This window comes from Streptomyces sp. NPDC058646 (genome assembly GCF_042716875.1).
Taxonomy (GTDB): Bacteria; Actinomycetota; Actinomycetes; order Streptomycetales; family Streptomycetaceae; genus Streptomyces.
The window spans coordinates 1-5,318 of the sequence record NZ_JBHXRK010000070.1 but is presented as its reverse complement, the minus strand read 5'-3'; the positions used below and the strand labels follow the sequence as shown (position 1 = coordinate 5,318).

The window sequence follows — 5,318 nt, the reverse complement described above, 5'->3', positions numbered from 1 at the left end:
TGAGTTGCCTGCGCGTCACGACCACAGTCCTACCGGGTTCCGCCCCGCGAAGAGGCCACAACCCAGGAACTGATCACGACACCACACAGGCCCTACGGCGACGGCCATGGACATCAGCCGTTACCAGCTCGCCAGGACGGCACGGGTCGTCGGAACTCGGGGCAGGCGGGGAATACGGTGGGACCGGAAGCCGGAAGCCGGGAGCGGCTCGCGGGCGTAGACGAGGTGCGGGGCCATGAGCATCGGGTCTTTCCGGTCCTGCGGGGTCCAGAGGAGCGGCAGCTGGTCGCCGTCGGTGCGGGACACGACGTGGCATGCAGGTAAGACGGTCTGCGTACCTTGCCGGTGACGCTGAATAGCTAGGCTCGTTGTACGTCGATACACGGCGCCTGGGTTCGCCCGGGCTCGGCCGTGCGGTCTCTTACGGCTGGTAGACGATCTGAAGCTGGAGGTAGACCGCCAGTGGCGGTGAATGAGAACCCGACCATCAGAAGGATCAGGCTCGGGGCGGAGCTCCGGCGTCTGCGCTTGGCGCGCGGTCTCACAGGTGTGCAGGTGGCTGAGCAGCTGATGGTTTCCCAGCCCAAGATCAGCCTCATTGAGACGGGCCGGCGGGCGATCAGTCCACGTGACGTGCGGGATATGTGCGGTCTGTACGGAGTCGCGGACCAGCAGGTTGTTGACGGGTTGATGCGGATGGCGAGGGAATCGGGGCGGCGGGGCTGGTGGGGCGCGTACGGCGAGGTCCCCTGCTCGGTCTATATCGGGTTGGAGATGGAAGCCTCTGCTATCAGTTCCTACGAGCCCATGGTGGTCCCGGGCCTTCTGCAGACCCCCGCCTATGCGGCCGCGGTTATCGCGGGGATGATCCCTGAGCCCACGTCCGAGCAGGTTGCGGCAGGCGTGGAGGTACGGATGCGTCGACAGCACCGGACTCACCATCCGGCCCGTGCCTTCCGCCTGTGGGTCGTCCTGGACGAAGCGGTGCTGCGTCGTGTCGTGGGAAGCCCTGACATCATGCGCGAACAGCTCGAGCACCTCAACCGTCTCGGTGCGCAGCCGCACATCAGCGTGCAGGTCCTCCCCCATGATGCGGGGGCCCATCCCGGGCTGTCGGGACAGTTTTCCGTCCTCCACTTCGCCGATACGCCCGGGACGGGGACGGTGTATCTCGAGCGGCTGACCAGCGACCTCTACCTGCAGAATCGTTGGGAGGTCCGGAGCTTCAGTGTGCTGTACGACCGTCTCCGGGCCCACGCTCTGGACCCGGAGCGCACCGAGCGCCTCATCACCCGGACAGCCCGGACCTATGCGGAACGAGCCGACGGGCGCCCGCCGAGCCCAGCAGAGTCGGGCTGCGTGCCAGGTGGCGCAAGCTGCCCGCCCTGTGGGGGAACCCTTACGCAAGTCGAGGAACCGGGAGCCTGCCGCCAAGGGCGCGTCTGCCGGACCCTACGGCGGCACAGCGCGGCCAGTGAGGTGTAGAAGCGGTCGGGAAGAAACACGGCGTCCGCCACGATCATCGCTCCGGAGAACAAGGGCAGCCCCATGATCAACGCGATGCCCAGGTGCATCCCCAGCAGCATGGCCAGGACCGGGTACTTGAGCGGGCCGAAGAGCACGAAGGGGAAGGCCACTTGCAGGAGCACCGTCGTGTAGGTGGCGATGGCGATCAGGATCGCGTAGTCGTCCGCGAGTTGGGAGAGCGCCGGCCAGGGCTGGAAGAGTTCGAGGTTCAGGACGTAGTGGAGCGCGGTGCCGCTGCCCCAGGAAGCGCCCTGGACCTTGTACAGGCCTGCTGACCCGTACAGGAAGCAGACCTCTGCCGCCATGACGAAGAGGGCGCAGTTGTGCACGACCGTCGTCAAGGTGCCGCGCGCTTCACGGAGGCGGGGCGACACACGGCTTTTCCGCTGTTCGGGCGCTCCGGTAGTACGGGCCGTACGGAGGTGGTTTCTGCGGGCGTCCAGGGACCAGCGGCGGCCGCACGCGGTGAAGGCGAGGTAGATGGCCATCAGCAGGATCAGGTTGTCACCTCCGTCCGTCATGAAGATGGCCTTCGCATGGAACGAGGTCACCACGATGGCGAACAGAACAGACGTGGCACGGGTTCGCCACCCCAGCATGAACAGCGCTGACGTGAGGAGGGCCGTCACGTAGCAGAGTTCGAAGTAGGCGGGGCTGTCGGACAGGGCCAGGATGCTGTTCCAGCCCGTCTGGTCGAAGAGCTGCTGTGAGAGCTCGGGCGTCCAGGGGGAGGCGGGCCCCCAGATCTCGTGGCGGTGGGGGAACTCGCGCAGGAGGAAGAGCAGGTAGAGCATGCCGTAGCCGACCCGCATGACCGCCACCGCGTACAGCGAAGCGGGCCGGGCGGTGACGGCCGCGAGGCAGCGCTGTGCCGTCCTGTGCGTGTTGCCGCGCATGGGGCCTGTCGGCGGGGCGGGGCGGGGCGGGGGCTGGGGGGTGTGCTCAGTTCTCACGGGGACGTCACCTTCCACCAGGGCAGAAGCCGTTCGTCAGCAGGCGCCGGCGGGCGGTTGCCCGGCGCCTTGCCCGGTGCGGCGATCGGCTGCGTGAGGACGCGAAGCTGGATGAACTCGAAGGCGGCGCCGTCGCGGTGGGCCCTGACACGGGCCACGGCGATGTTCCGCAGGTACTTCTGCATCATCACAGCGCGGTCCGAGTCCGCCGTGTCGTCTCCTCCGTGTGTTTCGCCGTAGGAGGTCCAGGCGCGGCGCAGGAGGTTCTGCGTCGTGTGACTCGGGAAGACGTTGTGCTCCACCGCCGAATTATCCACCGCGCTCAGGTCGAACCAGGCGCTCACTTGAGCCGAACCATTCGGGGCGGTGTGGGCGGTCCTTGCGAGAATCGTGCGATTTACGGAGTCGGGTTCAGGTGCGAAGAGCCGCCAGTTCTGTTCGAAGAGGGGAAAGACCCAGGCGTTGATCTGCGGGCTGAACCGGTTCGAGACGAAATTGGGGGGCGCCACGTGAAGGAACAGCAGGGCTACGTGGGTCAAAGTCGTCAGCAGACACAGCGCCACGGCGGTGCGGAGGGTCACCGTCAGCACACGGGCGCCTAGGGCCGGCCGGTGCGGCGTCACTGTTTCATCATGTGGGTCCTGCGGGTCCGGATCAGATCCGGCCTGTTGGAGCTCCTTCACGGCCGCTGATTCGAGTCCGCTCAACACGCCCCACCCTGCCTTTCTCGTATCGGCTGCTCACATCCGGCCTTCCTGCTGCGCCCGGTAGCGTGCGGCGGAGCCCGATCAGGGCTCCGCCGCACGCCGCGGTCCGCTGGGCGGACTTCGTACGGCCCGTGCCTAGCCCTCGAAAGCCTTGTAGTCGAAGTTCACGGGCTCGGCGCCATAGCCATGGTGCGCGCCGGGCTTGTCACCGTGGCCGGGCTTGCCCGGTCCCTCACCGTGCTCGTGGCCGGGCTTGCCCGGTCCCTCACCGTGCTCGTGGCCGGGCTTGCCCGGTCCCTCACCGTGGCCGTGGCCGTGGCCCGGCTTGCCGGGGCCCTCACCCTGACCGCGACCCGGCTTGCCAGGCTTGCCGACGTTCCCACCGGTGATGTTCCCGCCGGTAATGCTTCCGCCCGTGATGTGCCCACCGGTCGTATTGCCCGCGGTAGCGGCCCCGGTCGTGTTTCCCGCGGTGTTCCCGGAGGTGTTGCCGGAGATGTTCCCCGAGGTGCCGCCGGTCACGAGGTTCGCGATGGGGCCGCCGAGCAGGCCACCGCCTGTGGTCACACCGCCGAGTACGCCGCCGAGGACACCCGAAGTCCCGCCGGTCGTACCAGCCGTGGTGCCAGCTGTCGTTCCGGTCGTGGTACCCGTCGTCGTACCGGTCGTGGTACCCGTCGTCGTACCGGTCGTGGTACCCGTCGTCGTACCGGTCGTGGTGCCGCCGGTCGCGCACGTCCCCAGGAAGATCCGGTTGGTGTCGAGCGTCACGGCGCCATTGCGAGCCAAGGCCCGGCCTTCGATGTTCGCGCCCGTGGTCACGCTGATCGAGGTCAGCGCCATGATCGTCCCCACGAAGGTGGAGTTGGTGCCGAGCGTGGCCGAACTGCCGATCTGCCAGTACACGTTGCACGCCGAAGCACCGTTGGTGAGAAGCACCCGGCTGGACGATGCCGTGGTCAGCGCCTCGGGAATCTGGAACACCCAGACGGCGTTCGGATCTCCGCCGGCGTCCAGAATGAGGTCGCCGGTGAGTCCCACACCGGCCACAGCCGTGTGGACACCGGGAAGCAGGGTGGTGCCCGTGCCGATTCCCGCCGGCAGCGCGAAATCGGTCGCCTGACCAGCGGCGTTGTTGTAGGCCGTGACCAAGTCGTTCTTGGCCTGGAGCGCGGCAGCGTCCGCGGAGTGCACGGCACCGAGCACCAGACCGGGGGGGAATCCGGTGACCGCCGTGCCCGGGTGCACACCGAGGTCGCGGCTGATCACGGAGGGGCCCGTGTTCGTGACCTGCGAGCCGGCCAGCACGGAGTAGCTCGCCGCCGTGGCCAGCGGCACCGGGGTGGCAATCGCCAGCGCCACCGTCGGAGTGACAGCGACCATGACGGCGGCGACCGTCGCCGCGACACCCGAGGCCAGCCCGCCGGACAAAGCACGGCGCCGAGCCGCTTGAAGATTTCTCAGTTTCATCGAGAGGCCGTTTCCTAGAGGGGCCGTGGCATGCCGGGCCCTGACCGATCGCCCGGGAAGCCTGATGGATGAAACGGCATATTACGCAGTAACTCTCCCGGGCAAGGACGACCCCAAGTTGGGAGGCGGCGCGCCGGGACACAGGAAAGCGAAAGACGCGCAGGTAATAGCAGAATTCACGACGGAGATCATCAGATATGCGACCTAAACAGAGAGTGCACTTACCCTATGCGGGCCATTCTCCTCACCCCCTGTCCGATAATCAGACCCATTTACATGTGCGAGCATTCCGCCATTCCGGGGATTCGGATAAATCTCGGCGTTGGGTGCGCCTGTAGGCATTCTTTTGGCCCGCACGGGTGACGGCGCGTCGGTGGTGGAGCGGGTCCGGGCCGCGACTGGCGAGACCGGACGCGGCAGGCCGGTGGCACCGACAGCATCAGGACATGCTGGCTCGCAGGCCCGAGTCCGTACCTCTGCCGGCCTTGCAACAGGCAAGCGGCCGAATCTGCGGCCCCGATCGCAAAAGCTGCGGATCATTCGGAACGCGAGGGGTACATCGGGCGCCTAGGGCCTGTGTGGTGTCGTGATCAGTTCCTGGGTTGTGGCCTCTTCGCGGGGCGGAACCCGGTAGGACTGTGGTCGTGACGCGCAGGCAACT

Annotated in this window: 4 protein-coding genes and 1 pseudogene; 1 reads left to right on the top strand and 4 read right to left on the bottom strand. The window is 67.2% G+C overall.

The window, feature by feature from the left end; translation table 11 throughout:
• Positions 1-120 precede the first annotated feature (120 nt).
• Complete coding sequence (locus tag ACFWUZ_RS36110) at positions 121-306, bottom strand: hypothetical protein (RefSeq protein WP_384382335.1); 186 nt, start codon at positions 304-306, stop codon at positions 121-123.
• Between the two features lie 105 nt (positions 307-411).
• On the opposite strand from ACFWUZ_RS36110, the pseudogene ACFWUZ_RS36105 reads away from it, so the two are divergent.
• Positions 412-1,284, top strand: a pseudogene (locus ACFWUZ_RS36105) (helix-turn-helix domain-containing protein); the annotation flags it as partial.
• A gap of 23 nt (positions 1,285-1,307) precedes the next feature.
• Here the strand turns inward: ACFWUZ_RS36105 and ACFWUZ_RS36100 are convergent.
• The 3 genes from ACFWUZ_RS36100 to ACFWUZ_RS36090 all read right to left on the bottom strand — a co-directional run bounded on the left by ACFWUZ_RS36100 (position 1,308) and on the right by ACFWUZ_RS36090 (position 4,657).
• A complete protein-coding gene (locus ACFWUZ_RS36100) occupies positions 1,308-2,423 on the bottom strand; it encodes an HTTM domain-containing protein (protein ID WP_384382337.1) in 1,116 nt (371 codons plus the stop codon).
• Between the two features lie 53 nt (positions 2,424-2,476).
• Positions 2,477-3,070 (bottom strand): DUF5819 family protein, encoded by a 594-nt coding sequence (locus ACFWUZ_RS36095; protein ID WP_384382333.1) that lies wholly within the window; start codon positions 3,068-3,070, stop codon positions 2,477-2,479.
• 252 nt (positions 3,071-3,322) lie between these two features.
• On the bottom strand, positions 3,323-4,657 hold the full coding sequence (locus ACFWUZ_RS36090; protein WP_384382331.1) for an ice-binding family protein: 1,335 nt from the start codon (positions 4,655-4,657) through the stop codon (positions 3,323-3,325).
• Positions 4,658-5,318 lie beyond the last annotated feature (661 nt).

Coding starts and splice junctions, on each gene's coding strand:
- ACFWUZ_RS36090 (WP_384382331.1), bottom strand. CDS start 4,657: ATGAAACTGAGAAATCTTCAAGCGGCTCGGCGCCGTGCTTTGTCCGGC.
- ACFWUZ_RS36100 (WP_384382337.1), bottom strand. CDS start 2,423: ATGCGCGGCAACACGCACAGGACGGCACAGCGCTGCCTCGCGGCCGTC.